19 protein-coding genes are annotated in these 22,143 nt (G+C 64.7%); 16 read left to right on the top strand and 3 right to left on the bottom strand.

What is annotated here, in order from left to right; genetic code table 11:
- The first annotated feature begins 1 nt into the window (after window position 1).
- From H7J93_RS14265 to H7J93_RS14245, 5 genes are read left to right on the top strand one after another with little or no spacing between them, the layout of a single operon-like run.
- A complete protein-coding gene (locus H7J93_RS14265; RefSeq protein WP_267306915.1) occupies window positions 2-1,165 on the top strand; it encodes an MlaD family protein in 1,164 nt (387 codons plus the stop codon).
- Complete coding sequence (locus tag H7J93_RS14260; RefSeq protein ID WP_267306914.1) at window positions 1,162-2,217, top strand: MlaD family protein; 1,056 nt, start codon at window positions 1,162-1,164, stop codon at window positions 2,215-2,217. The genes H7J93_RS14265 and H7J93_RS14260 overlap by 4 nt, the downstream gene beginning before the upstream one ends.
- Complete coding sequence (locus tag H7J93_RS14255) at window positions 2,214-3,179, top strand: MlaD family protein (RefSeq protein WP_267306913.1); 966 nt, start codon at window positions 2,214-2,216, stop codon at window positions 3,177-3,179. The genes H7J93_RS14260 and H7J93_RS14255 overlap by 4 nt, the downstream gene beginning before the upstream one ends.
- A gap of 35 nt (window positions 3,180-3,214) precedes the next feature.
- The gene (locus H7J93_RS14250; RefSeq protein ID WP_267306912.1) at window positions 3,215-3,967 is read left to right on the top strand and encodes a hypothetical protein; all 753 of its coding nucleotides are present in this window, start codon (window positions 3,215-3,217) and stop codon (window positions 3,965-3,967) included.
- A 45-nt stretch (window positions 3,968-4,012) separates the two neighbouring features.
- Window positions 4,013-4,747 carry a hypothetical protein gene (locus tag H7J93_RS14245; protein WP_276021987.1) on the top strand — a complete coding sequence of 245 codons (735 nt, stop codon included), beginning with the start codon at window positions 4,013-4,015 and terminating at the stop codon, window positions 4,745-4,747.
- 13 nt (window positions 4,748-4,760) lie between these two features.
- Here H7J93_RS14245 and H7J93_RS14240 read toward each other — a convergent pair whose 3' ends face one another.
- A complete protein-coding gene (locus H7J93_RS14240; protein WP_267306910.1) occupies window positions 4,761-5,132 on the bottom strand; it encodes a hypothetical protein in 372 nt (123 codons plus the stop codon).
- Window positions 5,133-5,191: 59 nt separating this feature from the next.
- A complete protein-coding gene (locus H7J93_RS14235) occupies window positions 5,192-5,971 on the bottom strand; it encodes an acyl-[acyl-carrier-protein] thioesterase (RefSeq protein ID WP_267306909.1) in 780 nt (259 codons plus the stop codon).
- Window positions 5,972-6,171: 200 nt separating this feature from the next.
- On the opposite strand from H7J93_RS14235, the gene H7J93_RS14230 reads away from it, so the two are divergent.
- Genes H7J93_RS14230 through H7J93_RS14215 form a run of 4 tightly spaced genes read left to right on the top strand, consistent with a single transcriptional unit; the run spans window position 6,172 to window position 13,835 of the window.
- Complete coding sequence (locus tag H7J93_RS14230) at window positions 6,172-8,790, top strand: two-component system response regulator (RefSeq protein ID WP_267306908.1); 2,619 nt, start codon at window positions 6,172-6,174, stop codon at window positions 8,788-8,790.
- 6 nt (window positions 8,791-8,796) lie between these two features.
- Window positions 8,797-12,369 carry a response regulator gene (locus H7J93_RS14225; RefSeq protein WP_267306907.1) on the top strand — a complete coding sequence of 1,191 codons (3,573 nt, stop codon included), beginning with the start codon at window positions 8,797-8,799 and terminating at the stop codon, window positions 12,367-12,369.
- Window positions 12,362-13,231 carry a CheR family methyltransferase gene (locus H7J93_RS14220; RefSeq protein WP_267306906.1) on the top strand — a complete coding sequence of 290 codons (870 nt, stop codon included), beginning with the start codon at window positions 12,362-12,364 and terminating at the stop codon, window positions 13,229-13,231. The genes H7J93_RS14225 and H7J93_RS14220 overlap by 8 nt, the downstream gene beginning before the upstream one ends.
- Window positions 13,218-13,835 carry a chemotaxis protein CheB gene (locus H7J93_RS14215; RefSeq protein ID WP_267306905.1) on the top strand — a complete coding sequence of 206 codons (618 nt, stop codon included), beginning with the start codon at window positions 13,218-13,220 and terminating at the stop codon, window positions 13,833-13,835. Before H7J93_RS14220 ends, H7J93_RS14215 begins: the two co-directional genes overlap by 14 nt.
- 10 nt (window positions 13,836-13,845) lie before the next feature.
- Here H7J93_RS14215 and H7J93_RS14210 read toward each other — a convergent pair whose 3' ends face one another.
- Entirely contained in the window at window positions 13,846-15,624 is a 1,779-nt protein-coding gene (locus tag H7J93_RS14210; protein ID WP_267306904.1) for a serine/threonine-protein kinase, read from the bottom strand.
- Window positions 15,625-15,780: 156 nt separating this feature from the next.
- On the opposite strand from H7J93_RS14210, the gene H7J93_RS14205 reads away from it, so the two are divergent.
- From H7J93_RS14205 to fadD1, 7 genes are read left to right on the top strand one after another with little or no spacing between them, the layout of a single operon-like run.
- On the top strand, window positions 15,781-16,932 hold the full coding sequence (locus H7J93_RS14205; protein ID WP_267306903.1) for an acyl-CoA dehydrogenase family protein: 1,152 nt from the start codon (window positions 15,781-15,783) through the stop codon (window positions 16,930-16,932).
- Window positions 16,933-16,936: 4 nt separating this feature from the next.
- Window positions 16,937-17,932, top strand: coding sequence for an acyl-CoA dehydrogenase family protein (locus H7J93_RS14200; RefSeq protein WP_267306902.1), 996 nt, complete (start codon window positions 16,937-16,939; stop codon window positions 17,930-17,932).
- Window positions 17,933-17,937: 5 nt separating this feature from the next.
- The gene (locus H7J93_RS14195; RefSeq protein ID WP_267306901.1) at window positions 17,938-18,441 is read left to right on the top strand and encodes a MaoC family dehydratase; all 504 of its coding nucleotides are present in this window, start codon (window positions 17,938-17,940) and stop codon (window positions 18,439-18,441) included.
- Complete coding sequence (locus H7J93_RS14190; RefSeq protein WP_267306900.1) at window positions 18,438-18,944, top strand: MaoC family dehydratase; 507 nt, start codon at window positions 18,438-18,440, stop codon at window positions 18,942-18,944. Before H7J93_RS14195 ends, H7J93_RS14190 begins: the two co-directional genes overlap by 4 nt.
- A complete protein-coding gene (locus H7J93_RS14185; RefSeq protein ID WP_267306899.1) occupies window positions 18,941-20,143 on the top strand; it encodes a thiolase family protein in 1,203 nt (400 codons plus the stop codon). The genes H7J93_RS14190 and H7J93_RS14185 overlap by 4 nt, the downstream gene beginning before the upstream one ends.
- Before the next feature lies 1 nt (window position 20,144).
- The gene (locus tag H7J93_RS14180; protein WP_267307009.1) at window positions 20,145-20,546 is read left to right on the top strand and encodes a Zn-ribbon domain-containing OB-fold protein; all 402 of its coding nucleotides are present in this window, start codon (window positions 20,145-20,147) and stop codon (window positions 20,544-20,546) included.
- Entirely contained in the window at window positions 20,539-22,116 is a 1,578-nt protein-coding gene (fadD1, locus tag H7J93_RS14175) for a fatty-acid--CoA ligase FadD1 (RefSeq protein WP_267306898.1), read from the top strand. The genes H7J93_RS14180 and fadD1 overlap by 8 nt, the downstream gene beginning before the upstream one ends.
- Window positions 22,117-22,143: the final 27 nt, after the last annotated feature.

Raw genomic sequence — 22,143 nt, 5'->3', positions numbered from 1 at the left:
AATGGCCGGGCTGTCGTCTATCCGCGCACGGTTGCGTTCCCCGCTGGGGATCGCGACGGCGACAGCCGTCGTGGTCGCCGTCGTGGCCGCGGCGGTGATGGGCGCCAAGGTCGTGACGCCCAAGGTCAGCAACACTCGGGCGATGTGCGCCGAATTCACCGATGCGGTAGGGCTTTACCCAGGAAACAAGGTGGCGCTGCTTGGCATCGAAGTCGGTTCCACGACCGCGATCATGAACAGGCCCGACCATGTCGAGGTCCAGTTCACCATTCCGGCTGATCTCGACCTGCCCGCTGATGTCGGTGCGGTGACGTACTCGCAGTCGATCGTGACCGATCGCCATATCGAGCTGACCAAGGCCTACACCGCCGGACCCAAGTTCACCGGCCCGGGGTGCATCAAGCTCGATTCGACCAAGACCCCGATCAGCATCAGCGAAACCTTCTCTGCCATAGGCAACCTCGCGGACGCCGTCATCGGATCCCAACCCGGTCAGGACCCGTCCAACGCGCAGGGTGTGCGAGCCATCAACGACAGCCTGAGCGCGGCGAGCCGTTCCCTGGAAGGCACCGGCCCCGGCCTGAACCAGACGATGCGCAGTCTGGTCACCATGCTCGGCGACCCGTACAAGGCCGACGCCGACTACCGACGGCTGTTCGAGAACAGCGAGATCCTCACGTCGGACTTCCTCAACAACTGGGACAGCTTCGCATCGGTCATCCGAACGCTTCCCGAGACGACCAAGTTGATCGAGGGCCTTTCGGACAATTTCGCCGGGTCCCTGAGCTACTTGTCGCACTCGCTGCCGATCCTGGTCGACGCCATGCAGCGGTTCGGCCCGCGGATGTATAACACCGCAGGCTCGCAGGTCTCGTGGCTGCGGGACCTGTTGAACAACCACAGGCCCGCCATCCTCGCCATGATCAATTCGTGGCCGCAGTTCAGCAATTGGATGGCCGATATCTACGAGCCGGCGTGGGGCACCCACAACGTCACCTATATTCCGCCGCAGGTGGCCATCGCCCCGACCCAGGCCGGTGCGATCTGCCAGGCGCTGGCGCAGCGCAACATCCCCGGTGCCGCGTCGGCGTGCGCGTCGGGCAACGGTTCAGATCCGGTGACCCTCGGTCTCACCGATCTCGTCCTGGGGGCCGCGTTCGGATGACCGGACGACGTGCTATTCGCGTGCTGCGGGCCATGCTGCTGGCCGCAGTGGTGGTCGGCGCGGCGGCGGCATGTTCGTTGGATCCGACCCGGCTGCCGGTCCCGGGCGCCTTCACCGCACACGATGCCTACAAGATCAAGATCGAATTCTCCAGCGTGCTGAACCTGCCTGCCCGCGCCAAGGTGGACTCCGGTGGAGTGCAGGTCGGTGTGCTCGACCATGTTCAGCTCGAAGGCAACACTGCGGTTGCGTACGTCGAAATAGCCGGCAATACCACGCTTTCCGACAACACCCGTGCTGAACTGCGCCAGGCCACACCCTTGGGCGACATCTATATCGCGCTGCTTCCACCAGAAGAACGTTCGGGGGCAACCTTGCGCGACGGCGATACCATCCCGCTGCGCAACACCGCCCCGGCCGACAACGTCGAAGACCTCCTGCGGTCGATGTCGAACCTGGTGGGCGGCGGCGCGATCGGCACCCTGCAAACCACCGTGGTCGAGGTCAACAAGGCCTTCCCGGATGACCCTGCCGAGCTGACCCGGATGCAGCGCACCGTCGCGGGAGTGCTCAACGACCTTGCGGCCAACCAGGACACCATCAACGGCATGCTCTCCAGCATGGAGAACATCAGCACCGCAATGGCGGCGAACACCACGGTGTTCAACCGGCTCGTCACCGAAGGCCCGGCGAAGCTCGAAGGCCTGTCGGAGATCACGTTGGCAACCCTGAACGTGGTCAACAGCTCGCGTGATATCGGCACTCTCAACGCGGAGCTGATCAACCCGGTCGCCGGTGATCTGATGCAGATGCTTTCCTACCTCACGCCGATGGTCGGAACGATGGCCACCGTCGACACCACGATCCCGGTGCTCGCCGACAAGTTCGTCGCGTTCCTGCGCTACAAGCTCCTCGGGTTCTTCCGCAAGGGCGGGCCGAAATTCACGATCACCGGACTTCACCCACCGACCGGGCAGGAGGGCGTCGACCCCGCGGACAAGGCCGACGCAGCGGTCGAGGCGATGCAAACGATGGGACTGCTGCCGCCGTGAAATTCAGCGCCCGCACCACGCTCGTCATCCTCGCGGTGATGACGCTGCTCGGTGCCGTCTACATGTCGTTCGGAGTGCTCGACGTGAGTCCGGCCAAACAGGTCACCCGACTCACCCTTCTGCTCGATTCTTCCGCCGGCCTCATGCCTACGTCGGAGGTGACGATGCGCGGCATCAAGGTCGGTCGGGTGTCAGATATCCAGACCACCAGCACCGGCCTGGCGGTCTCGATCGAACTCGACGACGAGCACGAGGTCCCGGCCGACAGCCCGATCAGCATCGAGAACCTCTCCGCTGCAGGCGAACAGTACATCGACTTCAAACCGAAGCTCATTGCGCCGCCCTACTTCAGCGACGGGTCAGTGATTCCCGCCGACCGGGTCGCACCGGTGGTCACGGCCAGTGACCTGCTCGCCAAGGTCAATGTCTTGTTCACCGCGCTCGACCTCGACCAGATCCACGCCATCATCAACGAAGTGTCTGCGGCGATGGCCGACAACGACGACACCATCGACTCCCTGGCGACCACCGCCGGCCTGACCGCCGAGGTCATTCACGATGACAAGGCCCTGCTGGCCACTCTGGTCGACAATGTCTCGGCCCTCACCACCAACCTGGGCGACCTCAACGCCGGTCAGGTGATCAGTGAGACAGGCAATCAGCTACCGCGCTCGGTGCCGGCGTTCCTGCAGCTGATCCACGAGATCGAGAACATTTCACACGCCGGAATGGGCGTGCTCGGCCCCGACGATGCGGTCACCGTCCTGGTCGCGAAGCTCGACGAATACCTCGACATGCTGGCCGGTCCGCTGGGCGCTTTCGCCACCGTGCTGCAGCCTGCGCTCAAACCGCTGCACGACATCAAAATCGACGCCGGGCACTGGCTCGACTTCTGGGAATCGACGTTCAACGATACTGGCAGCGTGCGGGTCCAACTCAACGTGCCCGAATGGCACCAATGAGTCCGGGCGAAGCGACTGCAATGAAAGAAGCTGACATGACCGACTCGACCGTCGACGGAGACGACAGCGATGCTGGCGACGCTAGCGACGCTGGGGCCTCAGACGAGTCCCCGCCGAAAACGGCGACAGACCGTGACGACGCCGATGACACGGCCGAAACGGACACCGCGGTGGCAGCCGATCGCGACGCCAAGTCGCCACTCGGGTCCAGCGGGCCCTGGCCATGGGTCGCAGCGGTGTTGCTCGCGGTGGTGCTGGGCGGGGGCGTGTTCGGCTTCATCAAGTACCAACAGGCCACCAGCCAACTCGAGCAACTACGGCAGAGCCAGGCCGATCGCGAGGAAGCGGCCCAACTCGCCAAGGACTATGCGCTGAAGTCGCTGAACTACACATACGAGGATCCGGACGCCTTCTTCCGCGCCGTGGAAGACGGTGTGTCGCAGCAACTCAAGGACAAGTACGTCAACGCCAGCGAGCTGCTCAAGGCCGTCATGCTGGAGGCGCAGGTCACCTCCAGCGGTGAAGTGTTGGCCACCGATCCCATCCTTCAGCCCGACGGTTCCTATCGGGTGGTGGTGTCGGCCCACCAGACCACCCGTAACCTGCAGAACCCGACGCCCAAGGTGTCGATCATCCTGCTGCGCGTCACCGTGAACAAGGTGAACGATGCCTGGCAGGTTGCCGACATCGGGCCTGAGACAGGCAGTAAACCCCCAGCGGAACAACAGCTTCCCGCACTGCCCCCGCCCGCATCTCCGAGTCCCACCAAGCCGACGCCGCAGCGGTAGGCACACCTCGTGAAGCGGTTGTCAGCACTGGTCGGCGTCGTGGCGATGGCGACCATCGGCACGGCGTGCCCGACCGCCGTCGCTGAGCCCACTCTGCCGCCGTGCCCGCGGGCCATCCCGATCATCAGTCCGGAGGGTACGTCGCCACACGTCGACTGCTCCCTGCGCTCCGGTGATCTAGATTTCGCCGTCACGTATTTTTCTGTGCCCGATTTGCCGCAGCCACGGGCGGTGAAGGTCACCGTGACCGACCCGGCGGGAGAGGTCGTGCAGACGATCGACGAACTGTTGGAGCCGTCAAGCCCTGGAGGTGTCGGGCTCGAGGATGTCGACGCCGACGGTCGGGAAGAGCTGATCATCCCGATCGCGCGAAACCTGTTCAACGGCAGCCCAAATACGCGTTTCGCAACCTGGCGCGCGCCGGGGGACCGTTGGCATTACGAGCGTACGCAGATGGTCGGACAGGCCGCATATCCCAGCGGGGACGGCTATCTGGTGGTCAACGGCGGCGGTCTGGTCAGCCGCGATCTCACCTTCTATCTACCGACCGGCGCGGGGTACACGCTTGTCGTGGTGTTGACCATCGAAGCTCAGGAAGTCGACCCGCATACCCGCAAGGTCTTGACCGTCATCTGCCGTGCCCACCAGGAAGACGGACTCCACGCGGTCGGCATGACCATCCGCCAAGCCGAGGCGGCCTTCTGCGCATCACCGGCGGCAAACGCCATTTGGCCTGGCGCAGAACGTCTGTCGGTTCGAATCTGGGGTCCGGGCAGCTAGTCGAACGACGGACCTAGCGTCCACAGAATGCGCGGGCCCCGGCCAGCAGTTGTCTCTCGGCGGCGAGGTCGCGGACGAATAGGTCTGGACTCGCCGGTCGATAGGGATCGCTGTTGTCGATCTGAGCCGCCAGCATGTCTGACCGGATCCGGAGATCGATGGCCGCCGGACTTCTCAAGCCGTACAGCGGCGAAACCGCCTTTCGCACCTGGCCGGCCACATAGGACGGTGTCCCTTCGGGAGTGACCGCATGGAGCACCGTCTCCAGCTGATCACTCGCGGGCAGGATGACGCTGCACTCGTCACCGGCCGCCGCCGGTGCGGCCGCGAGCCAGATGGCCAGCACGGCCACTGAGAGCGGCACGCCGAGAAATCGTCGAGACATCGGACCTACCTTGACACCGCAGCAACTGGTCTGTCGGCGTTTTCACCCGCGACAGCCGCTCACGGCAGCTTGCGCAGCAATGCGGCGGCACGGATTCCGTCGCCGACAGCGATGGCGATGTTCACGTCGTTGCCGCGTCGGGCCCACCGCAGTGTGACGTCTTCGCCGTACTGGATCGGCCGGCGATATTCGACCACCGCGCGATACGGCGCGCGGCAGACGTCGGGTACTTCGGCCATCACTTCGTGGACGGCATGCCAATAGGCGGTGTTGGTGACGTGCTCGAAAACGTCGATATCGGTGCGACGCAACGCGAATGGTCTAACGACGTCGGCCTCGTCGAGGTTGGTCAACCACGGCCGCCATTTGAGGCGGTGCTCGTCTGCGGTGCTGGCGAACTTGTCGATGAGACTGTCGGACACCCGCTGGGGTGTCAGGGTGCGTTCGTTGATCGCGATCCAGAAACCTTCGGTCTCGATGCGACCGCCCTCGCTGCCAACCAGATCGACGCGCATCGTGCACCAGCGCGTCGACAATGCTGAGCACCAGCGGCTGAACGACACCTCGTTGGGCCACTCGATCGGCTCGATGACATCGACCACGGTGCGCTGGACCAGCCAGTGCGGGTGCGCCTCGGCCTCGCCGGCATCGAGCAGATTTTCGGCGCCGACCTCCTGGATATAGCGGGCAACCCCGTCAAGGCGCAGCTGCAGCTGGTCGCCGATATCGCCGGTCGGCACCGCCCAGGAGGTGCGATAGACATAGCCGGCGGACGGCTGTGGGCGCAGCCGCTGGTCCACATCATTGCCAGGGGTGGTGCTCGGGATGTTGCTAGCCATCGAGTCCTGTCTACCTGGTGGTTCGGCGAAACTTGCGAATTCGTGTCGTTCCGTCCGCTTCGGTCCCTTCCCGGGCCAACCGAACTATTGTGGTCGAAATCTGTCTTTGGGCTGGTCGAAGGGGGCTAGATGTCTCACCGAGACCTGCGCGGACAGAAGCTGCCGTGCGCGCCCCGTGGCTGCCCGGGGAGGTGTGCACCATGTCCACGCTGACCGATAGCTCCGCGCCGAAGCCCACCCCGGTCGACAGCATGCAGACCGTCCTGGTCGTCGATGACGACGCCCGGCTGCGCGATGTGCTGTGGACGGTGCTCACCCCGCTGAAGTGTGAGGTCGTCCAGGCAGGCTCCGGGGAAGAGGCGCTCACCGTGCTGCTCCAGCGCAAGGTGGCGGTGATCGTTCTCGATGTCAACATGCCCGGAATGGACGGATTTGAGACCGCGCAATTGATCAGAGACGTCGAGGAACTGGCGTCGACACCGATCATCTTCCTGACCGGTCAGGCCGATGCCGGCGATCTGGACCGAGGCTATGACCTGGGCGCGGTCGACTTCCTCGTCAAACCCGTCTCCCGGGCGGTGTTGTACGCGAAGGTCAAGGCGTTGCTGGAGCTGGATCGGTCATTCGCCCGGCTCCACCGCGAGGCCGCCGAGCTTCACGAGGAGCAACTGCAGGCGGCCCGCGCCGCTGAAATTCGGCACCGTGAGGAGTTGGCCCCCGCGCGCGCACGGGCGAGGCTGGCCAATCTGTTCGCCGAACAGACCGTCGATCTGGCCTCCCTGAAAAAGACAATCGTCACCGAGTTGGGCCAGTTGATCAGGGGCGATTGCCTGCTGCGCCTGCCGGATTCCGGGGACGGTTGGGACGATTCGTTCGCGCGCCCGGAGTCGCTTCGAAAGTGCGAGCGGCCGCACGAGTGGCTTGCTCAGAAGGTCACCGACCGGAAGCCAAGCCCGACGGATCAACTCGTCTTGGTCGAGGAGTTGACGGCGCGGGGCGAGCTCGTCGGCACCCTGTGCGTCGGCCGACCCGATGGTGAGCCGTTCACCGACACCGAGGTCGCACTGTTCCGCGCAGTAGCAGTGGTAGCGGCATTGTCGATTTCGAACGCAACCCTGTTCCGGGTCCAGGCCGAGTATGCCGCCGTGATGCAGGGCACCGGTGACGCAATCCTCGCCGTCGATGGTGCGGGCGAAATTCGCAGTTGCAACAAGGCCGCCGAAGCGCTGTTCAGTCAGGACTGCGACACGTTGGTCGGCCGATCCATCGTGGAGCTTGCCGTTGACGGTCACCGGGACCGGCTGCGGGAGCAATTGAACGTCGCTCTTTCGACGCGCCGGCAGAGCTCACTGGAAACCACGATTGCCGCGAACGGCGACCGCCAGGTCGACGTTCTGATCACGTTGTCACCGATCGACGACTCGGTCGATCTCAGCGTCGCCGCGGTGGTCCACGACCTGACGGAGATCAAGCAGGCGCAGTCGGTGATCAGCCATCTCGCGAGTCACGATCCGTTGACCGACCTTCCCAACCGGAGACAGCTGACCGAGCGGCTTGACGAGCTGTCCCGCCAGCAGGACGGAGAACTGGCGGCGCTGCTGTACATGGACTTCAACAAGTTCAAGGGCATCAACGACACCTACGGCCACGAAACCGGGGACGAACTGCTCGTCGAAGTGGCAGACCGGCTGCGCTCGGCGGTACGGGCCGACACCCTGGTCTGCCGTGTAGGCGGCGACGAGTTCATCATCCTGTTCGAACACGTGGAGTCCGCCAGCGCTGCGGTGGCCGGTGGAAATCGCATTCTGGAGCAGGTGCAGTCGCGACCGGTGCAGTGTGAGAACGCGACCGTTCAACCCTCTCTCAGCATGGGCATTTCCGTTCTGGGCGCGAGCGCTCACACACCGCAGGAGTTGCTGACTCAGGCGGATATTGCGATGTTCGAGGCGAAGAAGAATCGGCTCGACGAGTGTGTGTTGTACACCGAGTCGATGGGGTCGCGGCGGCGGGGAAACGCCCATCTGCGCGCGAAGCTGTCCGACGCCATCGCGCGCTCGGAGCTTCGCATGGTTTACCAGCCGATCGTCAACGCGGTCACCGGTGAACTGTTCGGGCTGGAAGCGCTGGTGCGCTGGCGGGTTCCCGACGACTGTGATGTACCCGATGACGAGGTGCCGGCGAGCGAGATCATCGCGTTGGCAGAGGCATCCGGGCAGGCCGGATCGCTCGGTCGGTGGACCGTGACACGAAGCTTCGAAGACTATGTGGCGCTTGGCCGCAACGACCTGAAGCTGCATGTGAATCTGTCGCCCGCCCAGGTGCTTGACAAACAATTCCTCAGTCACCTGATCGGGTCTCACCGCGACAAGGGGATAGCGCCCGAACTCATCTGTCTGGAACTCACCGAGCGTGCGTTCACCAAAGATCCCTCGCCCGCGTATGCCGATCTGCATCGCGCCCGCGAACTCGGGTTCAGTCTGGCCCTAGACGATTTCGGTGTCGACCACGCGAGCATGACCACGTTGAAACACATTCCCGCCAACTGGTTGAAGATCGATCGCTCGTTGGTCGAGGACGTTCACGAAAGCGATCGCGCGCAGCGCCTGGTCCGGGGTCAGATCGCCGTCGCAGCGTGTATGGAGATCGATCTGATCGCCGAAGGCGTCGAGAAGGCCGAACAGGCCGCCTGGCTCACCGAGGCAGGATGTGTTCTGCAGCAGGGATTCTGGCACGCCCGGCCGATCGAGGCGACGGATCTCGCCGATGCGGTGGGGAGCTGGCGTGCGGCGCAGGCCAATCGAGTCACGGGCGAAAGCTAGGGTGATATGACGCTTGCGACCAGATTGGCGGTACTGTGCGGAACCGCAATACTCGCAGTCATTTTGGGTAACACCCTTTACACGATTCAGACCAATCGGATCAACAACCTTTTCGAGGCGCGCAGCGCAGTGCGCCTCGAACAGCTCGGCGTCATGGAGATTCAGCGCGACCTCGAGACACTGCTGACCACGTACTACCAATTCCTGTTCGACGACCCCAGTCGACGTGCCGGACACGCGGCCGAGCTCGATGAACTCGACAAGTCCATCCAGGACCAGCTGCGAGCAGCCGCAGCAGACGACAGCGACAGCGCCCAGCGGATCCAATATCAGCAGGCGCTGTCCACCTGGGCCACCTTTCAGTCCGACTACCGCTCCGGCATGCAGAACTTCCGGACGACGGGGGATGCCGCGGCTTCCGCGGGAGACCTCAACTCCCAGGTGGCACAGCTCGAACAGCAATTGGAACAAATCGAGCAGGAAACGGCCGAGTCGGTCGACGTCGCGAGTCAGCGAGTGCGGCAGGCGATTCAGACCACCCGTGCGTTGCTCTGGACATTGGCGAGTGTCATCGTCGCGACGTTGGCTGTGCTGCTTTTCTTCACTAGTCGCAACATTCACCGCACCGTCACCAGCGCGGCTGCTAGGGACGAGAAGGCGCGTCGTTCCAAAGAGATCCAGGCGAACCTCATGACCGAGGTGCAGGCAGCGCCGGACCTGGAAACGGCGGCCGGGATTGTCATATCGCGCACAGCGCAGGCTCTCGACGCCAAACACGGAGCGCTCTACCTCCGCGAGCCAGCCGATGACACCCACTTCGCCCTCACCGCGTCGTACGCGTTCCACCAACGAGAGGACCTACCCACATCGTTCGGGCTGGGGGACGGCCTGGTCGGCCAATGTGCCCTGGAAGGCAACAGGATCGAGGTGATCGGGGCCCCCGGTGACTACGTCGAGATCGTCTCGGGATTGGGCAAGGCCGAGTCCATGTCGTTGATATTGATCCCGATCAGCTTCGAGTCCGAGGTGCTTGGCGTGATGGAATTCGCCGCATTCCGGTTGTTCTCCGACGATGACATTGAACTCTTGGAGAGCATCGCACTCGGTGCGGGCGTGGCGATCAGTGCGATCGAGTCCGCGGAGAAGACACGGGAACTGCTGAAGATATCGCAGGCTCAGACGGAAGAGCTGCAGGCTCAGGAGGAGGAGCTGCGCACGGCGAACGAGCAGCTGATTCAACGCGAAGATCAGCTGTCGGCGCAGAATGCCGAACTGGAGGAGACGACCGAGGAACTCCGCTCACAGCAGGAAGAGCTGAGGGCCGGTTCGGAGCGGCTCGAAGCCCAGGCGCATACCTTGGAGCAGAAGAACGACGAACTTCATCGTCTCAGTCAGACTCTGGAAGCCAAGGCCGAAGAGCTGGCTGTCTCGTCGCGGTACAAGTCGGAGTTCCTGGCGAACATGTCGCACGAGCTACGCACCCCGCTGAACAGCATCCTGATCCTGGCAAGCCTCCTTGCCGATTCCGACGAGCCGCTCACCGAAAAGCAGCAGGAGTTCGCCGAAACGATTCAACACTCCGGCAAGGACCTACTCAACCTCATCGACGAGGTGCTGGACCTGGCCAAGGTCGAATCCGGTTCGATACACCTGGAGATCGAACCGATCGATCTGGCGGAGTTGGTCGGCTTCCTCGACCGCAATTTCCGTCCGGTCGCCGAAAGCAAGGGCGTGGCGTTCAGCGTCGTGCTGAACGACCGAGATCATCTGGGACGGGCGCCACGCGAAATCACAAGTGACTACACGCGGGTCAAGCAGATCGCGAAGAATCTGGTGGCCAACGCGATCAAGTTCACCGACGAGGGCTCGGTGACGGTCGAGCTGTCCGGTGCGCGCGACATGGAAGGCAACCCGGGCGATGGCTATCTGAGCCTGGCCGTCGTGGACACCGGAATCGGCATCGACGAGAAAGACCACAATCTGATCTTCGAGTCGTTCCAGCAGGCCGGCCGTGGCACCGCGAAGCAGTACGGGGGGACCGGTCTGGGGCTGGCGATCAGCCGGGAACTGGCTCGCAATCTCGGGGGCGAGATAACGCTGCGCAGCGCCTTGGGTCAGGGATCGACATTCACCTGCTATCTGCCGGTCGAGGCGCATGCGCTCGGCGACGGGGACCACTCCGCTGTTCCGCACAGTCCGGCGGTTTCCCACGGTGCGGCGACCTTGCCATCGAATGGTGAGGCGTCCGTGGCGTCGGCCCTGGAGGCCGCCCCCGGCCCCGTCTCGCCGGACAGCGGTGGAAACGGTGCCGGCACCCGCTTCGAAGACGTGGACATCTCGGACATCATCTGGCCGGCAGGCGCGAAACCGGTTCTGCTGATCGTGGAGGACGATCCGACCTTCGCCGGTTTGTTGGCTGACCTGGCGACGGAGGCAGGCTTCGACTTCGTCACCACCGCCAGCGGCCGAAAAGCGTTGGCATTGGCGAAACAACGGCAGCCGGCGGCGATCACCTTGGACATCGGGCTGCCCGATATGGCCGGCTGGGTGGTTCTGGACGTCCTCAAGCACGATCTCGCCACCCGCCACATCCCGGTCAATGTCGTTTCCGGGGCCGACGACGACGGACGTGGCCGCCGCATGGGCGCCATCCAGACGTTGCAGAAGCCGAGCGACGTGTCGGAGCTGCGGTCGATGTTCGCCGCCGTCGCCGATTTCCTGAAACCTGGTCCGCGACACGTGCTTGTCGCCGAGGACGACGCGAATCAGCGCGCTGTCGTCCAACAATTGATCGAGAGCGACGATATCGCGATCACCTGCGTCGGCACGGGTCAGCAAGTCCTGGCCGAACTGGCTGGGCCGACCGCCTACGACTGCCTGGTTCTCGATCTCGGATTGCCCGACATCGACGGCATCGACCTCATCGAACGGATCAAGGACAAGCTCAAGCAGAAGAGTCTGCCCGTGATAGTGCACACCGGCCGCGAGTTGACGTCGGCGGAAACCGAGCGCCTCGAAGCGTTGGCGTCGGCCATCGTGTTGAAGAACGCTAGGTCGCCGGAACGACTACTGGACGAGACCGCACTGTTTCTGCACCGCGTGGCCAACGACATGCCCTACTCGGCGCGCGAAATCCTCTCCAACACCAGGCGCATCGACGAATCCCTCCAGGGCAGCACCGTCCTACTTGTCGATGACGACGTACGGAATGTGTTCTCGCTCGGTAGCGCGTTGAAACGCTACGGGATCACCGTGATACCCGCGCGCAACGGGCAGGAAGGGCTCGACAGCCTGGCCGCCCACCCAGAGGTCGGATTGGTGCTGATGGACGTCATGATGCCCGTCATGGACGGTTACGAAGCGATGCGCCGGATCCGGGCCGAGGACCGCTGGCAGGATCTTCCGATCGTCGCACTCACCGCCAAGGCGATGAAGGGTGACCGTCAGAAGTGCTTGGACGCAGGAGCTTCGGACTACGTCACCAAACCCGTCGACATGGATCAACTCACGTCGGTGCTCCGGGTGTGGCTCGCCGGCCGGCCGCGGGGGCAGCAGGAAAACTCAAGAGCCAGTGAGTAAGCACGCCGAGAAGCCGGATGCGGCTCGATCCAGAGGGTTGACTGGGATCGAGGCGGAGGCGTTCTTCTACGCCGTGTTCGACTATCTCGGCTACGACTTCCGTCACTACAGTGATGCGTCGAGGAACCGGCGGCTGGTGGCGTTCGTCGAACGACACAAGTTGGGCACCATCTCCCAAGCGCAAGGCCGGGTGCTCCGCGAACCGGAACTGTTGGCCGCTTTCCTATCGGCGATGACGGTGAATGTCACCGAGATGTTCCGAGATCCGTTGGTGTTCTCCAAGATTCGAGCGGATTTGTTGCCCAGGCTGGCAACCTACCCGCGCATACGGATCTGGATCGCGGGATGTGCGACCGGAGAAGAGGCCTACTCGATTGCGATCCTGTTGGATGAAGCGGGTCTGTTGGAGCGGACGACGATTTACGCCACGGATATCGACAGCGATTCGTTGCGGACTGCCGCCGCAGCCATTTATCCGGCAGATGCGATGGTCGGCGCCACCCGCAATTACCAGGCCAGCGGAGGACAGCGGCCCTTTTCGGACTGGTACACCGCCAAGTACGGGCGCTGTATCCTCAGTCCCGTCCTGCGGTCGCGACTCGAGTTCTTCTCGCATAATCTCGCCACGGACAGCACGTTTGGCGAGTTTCACCTCATCATGTGCCGAAACGTCTTCATCTACTTCGAGGAGACCCTCCAGCGCAGGGTCGAGCACCTCTTCTGGGAAAGCCTGGCTCCCTTCGGCAATCTCGTCATCAGCCCACGCGAAGGTCTCACCGCTGAAGGCAAGCGACTCTTCACCGCAACGGACCGTCGGCTCGGGATCTACGTCAAGAGTCAGAATGAGCATGTCCGCCGCTGATGTCGTCGTTATCGGGGGCAGCGCCGGCGGAATCAAAGCGTTGAAGAGCATCTTCGAGACGCTCGAGAACATCAGTGACCGCGTGCTTTGCGTGGTGCTGCATCGCGCACCCCAGTACTCCGGTCTCGTACAGGTGCTTCAGGGATATACCGCGCTTCCGGTGCACGAACCCAGCACCAGTCCGTGGGCCTGCCCGTCGGGTGCCGTTACGGTGGCACCTGCGGGCTACCACCTGCTGCTGGGGAATGACCGAATTCTGTCGAAGGAGCCACAAACTCCCGTCGAGCAGTATGAAACCGGACCTGGCGTACGCGCACACCTGACCTTGGATGCCCCGGTCGGCTATTCGCGTCCGTCGATTGATGTCGTCTTCTCCAGCGCAGCTCAACTCGTCAACTCGGTGACGGCGGTGCTGCTGTCCTGCGCGAGCGACGATGGTGCGCGTGGCTGTGACGCCGTGAAAGCGGCCGGGGGGCGAGTCGTGCTTCAGGATCCCGACAGCTGTGAGGCGCCGATCGCCGTGAACGCGGCGATGCGCCGTGTGGTTCCAGACCACGTCGCGGATCCGTTTGGGATCGGCAGGTGGCTGTCGAGGTCCGGATGACGTGTGTCGCTCAGTCGGCGGCCTGCAGCGTGATCTCTGAGATCTCCGTGCGGCTCTCGCCATCCGTCGTGCCGAGTTTCGAGATCCACACCAGCACATTGGAGGTCTTGGTCCGGTCGTGCACCTCGATGCGGTTCTCGCCCGGCTCCAGGGTGGTGGTGGGGGTCAGCTCGGTGGTGTCGGCCAACGTGGCAGGTTTCTCGGTGGGCGAGGATCGGATCTGCACATCGGTTCCGGTGCTCGATAAGTCGATGGTGACGGCGCTCAATGCGGTCGGTTCGGCCAGATGCAGCAACAGGCCTTGACCCTCAATGAAAGTGGGGAACGGGTCGGCGTCTCGGTAGGTGACGGTTTTCCATGCGGTGTCCGGGTTACCGTCGATCGCCAGGTCGGCGTCCTGCGGGTTGTCCGGCGTGCCGCCGGGGGCGAAGACGGTCGCGCTCACCGGCTTGACGATGGGCCCTGGACGGGTCCAGAGACCGAATCCGTCGGTGAAATAGAGGACAGCGCCCGCCGCCAACATGATCACTGCGAGGAGTGCGACGATCGGGATCCACCTGCGTTTGGGTGTCGTGTCGGCGCGATGTGACTTGGCCTTCCGCGGCGTACGTCGCTGCTTGGGCCGAACCCCGGCCGAGATGTTGACGATCGTGTCCGCGTCGAGGCGGTCGCCATCCCATGTCCCGGTGACCTCGACCTCGTCTCCGTCTGCGAGCTGATCCGTGACGAGCTGAGTTTGTATCTCGACGGGCACCGGCGCGTCCCGGCCGGCGACGGGCTCATAGGGCACGAGATGAAAGGACAAGAGCCCGATCGCATCTCGATTGTCGAGTGCCCGGCGCTGCACGCCTCGCGCGGTACCGTGGACGACAAGGCGTTCCAGGCGTTGCGTCGTCGGACGTTCGCTTGTGGCGTGCATCGGTCCTGTCGCCTGCGCGGCAGCCTGCACGCGTCGCTCCCGCTCCGTGAGCGCGCGGGCGAAATCCATACACGTCGGGTACCGCTCGTTGGGGTCCTTCGACAGCGCCTTCGAGAACACCGGGTCCAGGTGGGCCAGATCGGGTCGGCGCTCCGATATCCGCGGCGCCGTGGTGCCCAGGTGGTGGCTGATGATGACGGCGGGATTCGAGTCCTGGAAGACAGGCGTCCCGGTCAGCAGGTGAAACGCGGTGGCGGCCAAGGCATATTGATCGGCCCGGCCGTCAAGTGCCCGGCTCAGGAGCTGCTCGGGCGCTACATAGTTGATGGTCCCCAACGCGATGTTGGTGTCGGTGAGGTTGCTGGCGTCATCGATGCGGCGGGCGATCCCGAAGTCGGTCAACAGCACCCGGCGCCGGTGGCCGTTCGGGGCGGTCACGAGGATGTTCTCCGGCTTGACGTCACGATGCAGCAGACGGCGCTCATGACCGAAGTCGAGAGCATCGGCCACCGCGGTCATGATCTCGAAGACGTCTTGCTCCGGCATGCCGCGGGGGTAGGTTTCGCGGATCAAGTGACCGGCGTCGGTGCCCTCGACGTACTCCATCGAGATCCAGAGTCGACCTTCGAATTCACCGCGGTCGAGGACGCTGACGATATGGGGATGCCACAGCGTCGCCGCCAGTTCGGCCTCACGGTTGAACCGGGCCCGGAACTCGCCGTCGACCCCGGACGCCTTGGTCAGGATCTTGAGCGCATCCTGACGAGGCAACCGGGGGTGCTGGGCGAGGTACACCTCACCCGAACCACCGGTGCCCAGCAGCCGCTGGATCACGTAGCCGGCGAAGACCTCGCCGTTCTCGAACGGCATCCCCGAAGACTACAAACCACGGCCCCCGGGCGACGAACTATGCCGATGACGAGCCTGCGATTTCGGCGTGCGCAGTCACGCTCAGCGTGACTAGCCACGCCGAAATCGCTATGCGTTCGCCCGCCGTGTGCACACTTTCTCGATAGTGTCGCCTGCGTGGACTTCGAGCTCGACGACGAGCAACGAGCCTGGGTGGCAGACGTACGGCAGTTCCTCGACGAGAACGTCACCGCCGCGCTGCGGGCGGAGATGGCCGAACACGGTCTCGAACACCAGGGCGGCGAGCTGACAGCGTTCCGCCGCAAGATCGGCGAGAAGGGCTGGTTCGGCCTGAACTGGCCGAAGGATTACGGCGGGCTGGGGCTGACCGCCATGCATCAGCACCTGCTGATGAGCGAGTTCGAATACGCCGGCGTACCGGGTCCGGACCTCACCGTGACGTCGGTGGCGCCGATGATCATGCGGCACGGCACAGAGCAGAACAAGAAGGAATTCCTGCCGGGAATCGCCAGGGGAGAGATCGTCTTCGCGCTTGGCTACTCCGAGCCCAATGCGGGCACCGACCTGGCCAGCCTGCGCACCCGCGCGGTGCGCGACGGTGATGAATGGGTGATCAACGGCTCGAAGATCTGGAACAGCGGAGCCCAGCGGTCGACGCACGAGTGGCTGTGTGTGCGCACGGACCCCGACGCGCCGCGGCACCGCGGCATCTCGGTGATCGTTGTCCCCGTCGACAGCCCGGGCATCGAGATTCACCCGCTGTACGCGTGGTCGGGCTACCGCACCAACGAGACGTTCTTCCGCGACGTGCGCGTACCCGTGACCAACCTGATCGGCGAGCTCAACATGGGCTGGACTTACATCACCGGCGCCCTGGATCTGGAACGTGGCGCGCTGATCAACGTCGGCGACCTGCGTCGGGCGCTCGACGAGCTGATGGCGCTGGCTTCCGATCGCGACCCGGCGTACCGCCGGCGACTGGCCCAGGCCGAGGCCGACGTCGAGGTCGCCAGGCTGATGGGCCTGGAAGCGGCCTCGATACTCGACAGCGGCCGCATCCCGTCCGTCGAGGTCAGCGTCGAGAAGATCTTCACCAGCGAGCTGCGCCAGCGGATCGCCGACCTCGCGGTCGACCTGCTCGGTCCCGACGGCCTGCGCGCCCACCGCAGCGCCGGCGCACCGCTCGACGGGTTCTTCGAGCGGCTCTACCGGGTGTCGCCCCTCATGCGTTTCGGGGGAGGCACCAACGAAGTGCTCCGTGACGTGATCGCCCAACGCGGTCACCGGATGCCGTCGTACGGGCGGTGACCGAATGCGGGTGATTCCTTCGCAGGATGAACGCGACCTGGCCGCGATGTGTCGCAGCGTGCTTGCCGCCGACCTCGAGCCGGACGCGCAATGGAAGGCGCTGGCGTCGGCAGGTGTCCTCGGTCTGGTGGTCGACGGCAGCCTCGGCGACATCGGCGTCTTCTGCATCGAGGCGGGACGGGCGCTGTGTCCCACAGTGGTGCAGAGCACCGTGTACGCCGCGCTCGCGGTCGACTGGCTCGGCGTCGGGTCGGCGTGGCTGCCACGGCTGACGTCGGGTGGCGCACGTGGAACCTGCGCACTGTTCAACCCGCAGGACGCATCGGATGTGACACCGCGCGTGCGGATGCGTCGTGACGGCGACACCTGGCGGGTGAGCGGCGAGGTGCGCTACGTCGCCAACGCGGACCAAGCCGACGTGATCGTCACGACGACCGACGGTGGCGTCGTCGCCGTCGACACCACGGCGAACGGGATCGACGTCGAAGCCCTGCCCATCATGGGCGGCTTCCCGGTGTTCACCGTACGGTTCGACGACGTCCTGGTCGACGAGCCGGTGCCGGTCGATGACGATCAGCTGCGGCGGGTGGCCAACGCGATTGTGACGCTGGACTGTTTGGATCTTGTCGGTGTCGGCGAAGCGGTGATCGACCGCACCGTCGACTACACGAAGATGCGGGAGCAATTCGGTCGGCCGATCGCCTCGTTCCAGGCGGCGCAGCATATCGTCGCCGATATGCACATCGCGCTGGCGGCAGCGCGTCTTGCGGCGCAGTCGGCGACGTTCTGGATCGGGCGCGGTCGCACGGCCACGCGGGAGACCGCGATCGCGCGGATACGGGCGGCCGAGATCAAGAAGGTCACCCTCGACGCCCATCAACTGCACGGCGGAATGGGTTATGTCGTCGACACCGGACTTCACCTGTTCTCCGAGCGCGCACGGGTGCTGTCGACGCTCGGCGGCGGTGCTGATGTCGCTGCGAAATGGCTTGTCGGGTAGGCACGGTGAGCACAGAGAGCCTCATCGATGCCGAGTCGGCCGCCAAGGTCGGATCGGTGGTCGCCGTCGCCACCGGCGAGGTGTACCGGCGGGACTGGCAGCGTTGGGCCGCCGCGGTCGACGATCACAACCCGCTGTGGTTCGACGGGGATTACGCACGCCGGTTTGGCTATCGCGACATCATCTGCCCGCCGCTGTATCTGCAGTACGCGATCCTGGGCGTCGCCGCACTCGGCGAGTTGCGGCCCGACGGATCGTCTGGCGCGGTGACCGGCAGCATGGCATTTCCGAAGGCGCCGCGGCGCATGGCCGGTGGCGAGAGCACCACGTTTCACCTGCCCGCCTACCACGGCGACGAGGTCGAGATGACACGGACGGTCGAGTCCATCGTCGAGAAGGAAGGCAGATCAGGCCGATTCGTGTTGGTGACCTGGCGCGCCGAGTACCGCAACCAGCACGGCGAGCTTCTCGCCGAAGCCACCACGTCGATGATCGCGCGGCCAGCATGACTCCCTCTTCTTCCGCGAGCAGACGCGAAAACCCCCAAAATGGGCCCGAAAAGGAGGGTTTCACGTCTGCTCGCGACGGAACGCAACCCTACTTCGAGGACGTCGCCACCGGTGAAGCGATTCCCGCGTTGACAGTCACCGTCGACGAGACGCAGATGTTCTTCTTCAGCGCGGCGACGTACAACGGCCACCGCATCCACTACGACAAGGACTGGGCACGCGACACCGAGGGCTACGACAACGTCCTCGTCCAAGGTCCGCTGCAGGCCGCACTGCTGTCGCGGGCGCTGACCGACTGGATCGGTGGCGCCGGCCGGTTGGTGGCGTTCTCCGTTCAGAACCGGGCGATCGCATATCCAGGGCAGCCGTTGACATTCGGCGGGGTGATCACCGGAAAGCGCGCCGACGGGCTCGTCGACCTCGACATCCACTGCAAGCGTGGTGACGAGGTGTTGATGCCGGGGACCGCGACCGTTGCACTGCCGTCGAGGTCTGCGCTGTGACGGGCCTGCGCGGCGAGGCGGCGATCGTCGGCATCGCGGAACTGCCCGCCGAGAAGCGGCAAAGCTCACCTCCGTTGTTCACGCTCGACCAATATGCCCGGCTCGCCAAGATGGTCATCGAGGACGCCGGCGTCGAACCCGCTGTGGTGAACGGTCTTTCGACGCACGGTATCGCGGAGTCGGACATGTTCGCGCCGGCGACGCTGTCCGAATACCTGGGTCTGCCGCTGAACTTCGGCGATCGCGTGGATCTCGGCGGGGCCACCGCGGCGGGCATGGTGTGGCGCGCGGCGGCCGCGGTCGAGTTGGGCCTGTGCGATGCGGTGCTCGCCGTCATGCCCGGATCGAGGGAGATTCCACGCACGGAGTCGAAGCCCGGGCGGACCCTGAGCTGGTACGGCGCGTCGAGCAACAACTACGGCTCACCGCAGGCGGAATTCGAGATTCCGTACGGCAACGTCGGCCAGAACGGACCCTACGCGCAGGTGGCGCAGCGCTACGCCCACGAATTCGGCTACGACGCAGCGGCGTTGGCGCGGATCGCGGTGGACCAGCGAACCAATGCATGTGCTCATCCCGGCGCGGTGTTCCACGGCAAGCCGATCACCGTCGACGACGTGCTCAGCAGCCCGGTGATCGCCGACCCGATCCACATGCTCGAAACCGTGATGCCTGTGCAGGGCGGCGCCGGTGTGCTGATCGCCAATGCCGACGTGGCGCGCCGCGGTCGCCATCGCCCGGTGTGGCTCAAGGGTTTCGGCGAGCACATCCGGTTCAAGACACCCACTTACGCCGACGATCTTCTGCGGACGCCGATTGCGCGGGCCGCTGAACGGGCCTTCGCGATGGCGGGATTGCAGCGATCCGATATCGACGTGGCATCCGTCTACGACTGCTACACGATCACCGTGCTGATGACGCTGGAGGATGCGGCCTTCTGCGGCAAGGGTGAGGGCATGACATGGCTGACGGAGCACGATCTGACGTTCCGCGGTGACTTCCCGCTCAACACCGCAGGCGGCCAATTGTCGTACGGGCAGGCCGGTATGGCCGGCGGGATGCACCATGTAGTCGACGCTGCCCGGCAGGTGATGGGGCGATCGGCGGACGCACAGGTCGCCGACTGCAACACCGCGTTCGTCAGCGGAACCGGCGGCATCATGAGCGAGCAGGTCGCGTTGATCTTGGGGGGTGACTGAGGTGGCCGCGCCGTTGCCGGAACCGACGCCGGTGTCGCAGCCGTACTGGGATGCCCTGCGCGAACACCGGATCCTGATCCAATACTCGCCGTCGGCTGACCGCTACGTGTTCTACCCGCGCACGTTGGCGCCGGGTACCCTGGCCGACGACGTAGAGTGGCGCGAGATCGACGGTGCGGGAACGCTGTACACCTACACCGTCGCGCGTCGCCCGACCGGACCGCCGTGGGCGGAGAAGCTGCCACAGTTGTTGGCGGTCGTCGAATGGGATGTCGGTCCGCGGGTCAGCACCGAGCTGGTCGATGTGCGGCCCGAGGACATCCGGATCGGCATGAGGGTCGTCCCGGTCTTCTGCGACGAAGAGGGTGTGACGCTGCTTCGCTACCGGCCCGCCGATGATTGAGACGGTGCAGCAGCTCCTGCGCACCCGCATGGACGATGACGGCGTCGCGATGATGCACGGCGACCGGACATGGACATGGCGTGAGCATCTGGCCGAGGCGTCGGTGGAGGCCTCGGCGCTGATCGAGCTCGTCGGATCCGAGGAGCCACTGCATGTCGGTGCGCTGCTGGGCAATTCGCCGGCAATGCTGCGGTCGATGGCCGCTGCCGCGCTCGGCGGCTATGTGCTGTGCGGAATCAACACGACGCGGCGCGGCGAGGGGCTGGTGAAAGACATCCGTCGCGCGGACTGCCGGCTGGTGCTCGTCGACACTGATCACCGGCCGCTGCTCGACGGGCTGGATCTGGGCCCGGTGACGGTGGTCGACGTCGACAGCGCGCATTACCGCAGGGCGGTTCGAGCCGCGAAACCCCTTGCCCCGCTTCGTGAGGTCAGCGGTCAAGACACGGCGCTGATGATCTTCACGTCGGGAACGAGCGGCAACCCCAAGGCGGTGCCGTTCGCACACGCGATGGCGGTGCTGTGCGGGGCCAGCTTGGTGGAACGCTTCGACCTGACCGCCGACGATGTGGCGTACCTGTCGATGCCGCTGTTTCATTCGAACGGGGTAGCGGCCGGGTGGGCGGTCGCGATCGCGTGCGGGGCGGCGATGGTGCCCGCGAAGTTCTCACCGTCGCGCTTCCTGTCCGACATTCGCCGGTACTGCGCCACTTACATGAACTACGTCGGCAAGCCGCTCGCGTTGATACTGGCGACACCGGAGCATCCCGACGATGCGGACAACACGCTGCGGGCCGCGTTCGGAAACGAAGCGACGGAAAGAGATATCGAATTGTTCGCCAAGCGGTTCGACTGCCGCGTGGTGGACAGCTTCGGTTCGAGCGAGTTCGCCGTCGTGGTGATGCGCGAGGACGGCTGCCCGCCGGGATCCATCGGGAAGGGCTATCCAGGTGTCAGCGTCTATCACGCTGACACCGTGACCGAATGTGCGACTGCGGAATTCGACGAGCACGGCGCGCTCACCAATTTCGACGACGCCGTTGGGGAGTTGGTGAACACGTTCGGGTCGGGAGGGTTCACCGGCTACTACAACGACCAGGCGGCCACCGACGAGCGCATGCGGCACCGCATGTACTGGTCGGGCGATCTGGCGTATCGCGACGCCGATGGGTGGATCTATCTGGCGGGCCGAACCGCGGACTGGATGCGCGTCGACGGGGAGAACCTAGCGGCAGGCCCGATCGAGCGGATCCTGCAGCGCCTTTCGGAGATCACTCTGGTCGCGGTGTACGCCGTTCCCGACGAGCACGTCGGGGATCAGGTGATGGCGGCCGTCGTCCTCAACGACGAACTGACCCCGGAGCGGTTCGAGGAATTCCTTGCGGCGCAACCGGACCTGTCGCCGAAGGCGTGGCCTCGCTACGTACGGATCAATGACGATCTGCCGCAGACCGCGACGAACAAGATCCTCAAACGCGCCCTTATTCAGGAGGGTGTGACAGCCGGCGACGGCGTGCTATGGGAACGCGAGCCGCGCGGGCGACGTTTTTCTGCGATTTCGGCGTGCTAGGTAACGCTCAGCGAGACTAAGCACGCC

This window comes from Mycobacterium barrassiae (assembly GCF_025822765.1).
Lineage (GTDB): Bacteria > Actinomycetota > Actinomycetes > Mycobacteriales > Mycobacteriaceae > Mycobacterium > Mycobacterium barrassiae.
This window is presented reverse-complemented; position numbering and strand designations above follow the sequence as displayed.